We start from the raw sequence: 3,747 nt of genomic DNA on the forward strand, positions 1-3,747 counted from the left end.
TGGCCGGGCATAGCGAATTCACGCAGCGCCACACGGCCTTCGGATTTGAGACCCACATCGATGACAGCATGGTCATTATCGATTGCGGTTACGGTGCCCTTTACGACGCGGCCTTCAAAGCCACCGTCTGCGCCACCAAGTGATTCGTCGAGAAGTGCCGCGAAATCGTCGCGGGTCGGGTTTGGCGAAGTTGCCATAGGTGAGAGTTTCCTTACGTACTTTTTGTCCGGCCAGTCGGTTGGTTCCGACGGTCTTTGACCAGAAATGCCCTATTGCCCGAATAGCAATAAAGCGTTCGTTTTAAGCGCGTTACAAAAGCATTTATCCGTCATGCTGAATTTATTTCAGCATCCATCGTGCCACACAGACCATAAGGTGTAGAGGCGAAATAGACCCTGAAACAAGTTCAGGGTGACGGCGTTCTTCATTTGAAACGCCCCGCCACTCAACTCTGCCGGAGTTTACCCTCCGCCAGCGCAATCGCAGCTTGAACGGCGCCGCCTATAGTCAAATCGCCGGTATCAAGCAATAGCGCGTCTTGCGCGGGCTTTAACGGGGCATCGGCCCGCCCCATGTCGCGTGCGTCGCGGGCATGAATATCGGCAAGAATATCGGCAAAGCGCACGTCAACTCCGTGCCGCTGCATTTCGTCATAACGCCGCTGCGCCCGCACCTCGGCAGGGGCGGTGACAAACAGCTTCACATCGGCATGCGGCGCAATCACCGTGCCGATGTCCCGCCCGTCCAACAATGCACCGCTTGGCTGGTTGGCAAAATCCACCTGACGCTTGTTCAATGCCGCGCGCACCTGCGGGTGGAGCGAAACGCGGCTGGCCAAACCGCCGACCGCTTCGGTCCGCAAAGCGGCGTCATCGAGAATGCTGTCGGGAAAATCACATCCAGCCAAGGCATCCGCGGGATCATCGGGATTGCCATTGTGTAATTGCACCTGCCGACCCACCGCGCGGTACAACAGGCCCGTATCCAGAAACGGAAGACCAAAATGCGCGGCCAATGCCTTTGCCAACGTGCCCTTGCCCGAAGCAGTTGGGCCATCAACGGCGATAATCAATGTGCAACCTGAAGATTGTGCATCATCGCCTCGAACGTCGGAAAGCTCGTGGCGATGGGGGATACATCATCGACCGTCACGGGGTGGTAGCAATGCTGCCCCGCCACGGCAAAGCTCATGGCAATACGGTGATCGAGCGCACTGTTGATCGTTGCGTCGCCCTCAAGCGGTTCGCCGCCTGTGCCTTGAATGACAAGGCCATCTTCGCGTTCTTCGACCTGCGCGCCAATGGCTTTCAGGCCGGTCGCCATCAACGCGAGCCGGTCGGACTCTTTCACGCGCAGCTCGTCGAGGCCGCTGGTGATCGTCTGTCCTTGCGCCATGCAGGCGGCGACGAAGAATACCGGAAATTCGTCGATCATGCTTGGTGCGATGTCGGGCGGCACTTCGATGCCGCGCAAAACCGAATGGCGCGCGGTGATATCGGCCACAGGTTCGCCGCCGACTTCGCGTTCGTTCGCGTAAGTCAGGTCAGCGCCCATCGCTTCCAGCATCTTGAAAATGCCGGTGCGCGTCGGGTTCATGCCGACATGGGTCACAGTCACTTCGCTGCCGGGGGTAATGAGCGCCGCGACAATCGGGAAGGCCGCCGATGAAGGGTCGCCGGGCACGTCAATCGTTTGGGGCTTCAGCTCTGCTTCGCCGACAAGCCGTATATGGCGCACGCCATCGGCATCGATTTCAACCGTCAAATCCGCGCCAAAGCCGCGCAGCATCCGTTCGCTGTGGTCACGCGTCGGGACGGGTTCAATCACTTCGGTGATGCCGGGTGTGTTAAGACCGGCCAGCAACACGGCGCTTTTTACCTGGGCAGAGGCGACCGGCAGACGATAGCTGATCGGCACCGCAGGGACCAAGCCGCGCACCATCAGCGGCAACGTGCCACCGGGGCTTGCAGTGAATTCGGCGCCCATTTGACTGAGCGGATCGATGACGCGGCCCATCGGGCGTTTCGATAAGGACGCATCGCCAATGAATGTCGCGGTGAGCCGGTGGCTGGCCACGAGACCCATCAACAAGCGTGTCGACGTGCCGCTATTGCCCATATCGAGCGCGCTTGCGGGTTGCATCAGGCCGCCAACGCCAACGCCGTGGACGGTCCAGCATCCTTCGCCCGTGCGTTCGATCTGTGCGCCCATCGCGCGCATCGCGGCGGCGGTCGACAGCACGTCTTCGCCCTCCAGCAGACCGGAAATCCGGCTTTCGCCAACGGCCAATGCGCTGAGCATCAGCGACCGGTGCGAGATGGATTTGTCTCCGGGTACCTTCACTGTGCCGCGAAGCGGCCCTTGCGAACGGAAACTGGCGGGGCGGGGTTGAACGCTATGCATGACGTTTTGCGCTTTGCGGATGATGCGTGGTCAAGTCAACGACCACAGTAATTTTTGACAGCGGCGCGTCGCTGTGGCAAAGGCCGCGCCAATTGACGGTGATTCACAGATGTGCATCGCCCTTCCAAGCCAGTTTAAAAAGGATTTGAGCCCGCCATGATCAAGGCTGAATGGGGAACCAAGCGCACTTGCCCGAAATGTGGTGTTCGTTTTTACGACCTGACCAAGGACGAGCCGGTTGAATGCATCGAATGCGGCAACCAGTGGACACCTGAGCCCGTTTTGAAGTCGAAGCAGCCATTGCCGTTTGAAGAAGCCGAAAAGAAGAAAGACGATTCGGATCTTGCGGATGACGATCTCGACATTGACGTCGATGCCGTTGACGGTGACGTATCGCCCGACAATGATGTCGACCTTGGCGGTGACGAAGATCTCGGCGTTGCTGGCACAGAAGACGAACCAGACGACATCTAATCTTCGGACTTGAAATATATAGGAGCGCCCGCTAGTGGCGCTCCTCACCAAGGCTGCCCAACGGGCGGCCAGATGGGGCCTTAGCTCAGCTGGTAGAGCGCTACACTGGCAGTGTAGAGGTCAGGGGTTCGACTCCCCTAGGCTCCACCATTTTTCTTTCGCACATTTCGGGCTGTCCAATATCCCCTAAACTTGTTTCACCTTCGGTGGCTGCGTTCCGGGGCCAGAATTGACGACCATCATGACGTAAGATGCTGAAACACGTTCAGCATGACGGGTTTGAACCCGCCACTGGCCAAAACCGCCATACTCCCCTAAAGGCCAACACATGCATTTTCTCGACCAAGCAAAAATCTTTATCCGTTCCGGCGCCGGTGGCCCGGGAGCGGTCAGCTTTCGTCGTGAAAAATATGTCCAATATGGCGGTCCAGACGGCGGCAATGGCGGCAAGGGTGGCGATATCATCTTTGAAGCGGTCGCTGGACTGAACACGCTTATCGACTTTCGTTATGCGCAGCATTTCAAAGCCATGCGCGGTATTCAGGGCATGGGGCGTGATCGCCACGGTGCCTATGGTGATGATTTGGTCATTCAGGTGCCTGTGGGCACACAGGTGCTGGCCGATGACGAAGAACGTTCGCTTTTGCTCGATTTGACCGAGGTCGGCCAACGCGTTGTGTTCCTGCGCGGCGGCGATGGCGGTCGCGGTAACGCATCGTATAAAAGCTCAACCAACCGCGCGCCGCGTCAGCATGGCCCCGGTTGGCCGGGCGAAGAAATGTATGTCTGGCTGCGCCTGAAATTGCTGGCGGACGCCGGACTTGTCGGCATGCCCAACGCGGGCAAATCGACCTTCATCAATCAGGTGTC

General features: G+C 58.6%; 4 protein-coding genes, 1 tRNA gene and 1 pseudogene. 3 read left to right on the forward strand and 3 right to left on the reverse strand.

The annotated features are described in order from the left end of the window. The 3 genes from ACIQ5B_RS10865 to aroA form a co-directional block, all read right to left on the reverse strand. Positions 1-197 (reverse strand): S1 RNA-binding domain-containing protein (locus tag ACIQ5B_RS10865; RefSeq protein ID WP_397599027.1); only part of this gene is annotated, 197 nt, incomplete at its 3' end. A 248-nt stretch (positions 198-445) separates the two neighbouring features. Then, positions 446-1,072, reverse strand: coding sequence for a (d)CMP kinase (locus tag ACIQ5B_RS10870; protein ID WP_397599028.1), 627 nt, complete (start codon positions 1,070-1,072; stop codon positions 446-448). Next, complete coding sequence (gene aroA / locus ACIQ5B_RS10875; RefSeq protein ID WP_397599029.1) at positions 1,069-2,403, reverse strand: 3-phosphoshikimate 1-carboxyvinyltransferase; 1,335 nt, start codon at positions 2,401-2,403, stop codon at positions 1,069-1,071. The genes ACIQ5B_RS10870 and aroA overlap by 4 nt, the downstream gene beginning before the upstream one ends. Positions 2,404-2,559: 156 nt before the next feature. Between aroA and ACIQ5B_RS10880 the strand changes: the two genes are divergently transcribed. From ACIQ5B_RS10880 to obgE, 3 genes and pseudogenes are all read left to right on the forward strand, one after another. Further along, positions 2,560-2,877, forward strand: coding sequence for an FYDLN acid domain-containing protein (locus ACIQ5B_RS10880; RefSeq protein ID WP_125231048.1), 318 nt, complete (start codon positions 2,560-2,562; stop codon positions 2,875-2,877). Positions 2,878-2,951: 74 nt separating this feature from the next. Then, positions 2,952-3,027, forward strand: a tRNA-Ala gene (locus tag ACIQ5B_RS10885). Positions 3,028-3,205: 178 nt separating this feature from the next. Beyond that, a pseudogene (obgE, locus tag ACIQ5B_RS10890) lies at positions 3,206-3,747 on the forward strand (GTPase ObgE); the annotation flags it as partial.

Origin of the sequence: Sphingorhabdus sp., from assembly GCF_044374345.1 — a bacterium.
GTDB lineage: Bacteria > Pseudomonadota > Alphaproteobacteria > Sphingomonadales > Sphingomonadaceae > Sphingorhabdus_B.